Source organism: Falsirhodobacter sp. alg1, from assembly GCF_000739715.2.
Lineage (GTDB): Bacteria > Pseudomonadota > Alphaproteobacteria > Rhodobacterales > Rhodobacteraceae > Falsirhodobacter.
In genome coordinates, this window is record NZ_BBJC02000091.1 from 1 (window position 1) to 529 (window position 529).

Below are 529 nucleotides of genomic sequence, written 5' to 3' on the forward strand. Positions count from 1 at the left end.
GCGTGAACGCCAGTTGACGATGGGCGAAGGTTTCACCGTCATCGATCATGACCGCCATTTCGCCTTCGGCTTTGCCGCGCGTGATGGATATTGCGGCTGGGTACCCGTCACGGCACTGGAGCCGGAGACGGTGGAAACCCATTGGGTTGCTGCCCCTGCCAGCCATATCTACCCCGAACCCCGTGTTCAGGCCCGCGAGATCGCGACGCTCAGCATGGGGGCAAAACCTGACGATCGTTGCCGAACAGGATGGCTGGGCCGAAACCACCAAAGGCTTTNATCTGGGCCGCACATCTGCGCCCCTTGGGGGNAATGGATGGCGGATCCGGTGGCCGTGGCCGAACGATTCCTTGATCTCCGAACAGCGATGCCTTCCACCCCCCGGAATGAGTGAAANTGCCATCGGAACCGGGATCGGCACGTTGATGCCAACCATCCCGANCTCTACTTCCTGGGCAAANGGTCCGGGCTGCATTGCCGTNGCGGGTGAAGATGGCGACCCCGTTCCATATTCATGCTGTGCCACAAT

At 60.8% G+C, this 529-nt stretch carries 1 pseudogene; it reads left to right on the forward strand.

What is annotated here, in order from left to right:
* Window positions 1-394, forward strand: a pseudogene (locus TR36_RS16500) (hypothetical protein); the annotation flags it as partial.
* Between the last annotated feature and the right edge of the window lie 135 nt (window positions 395-529).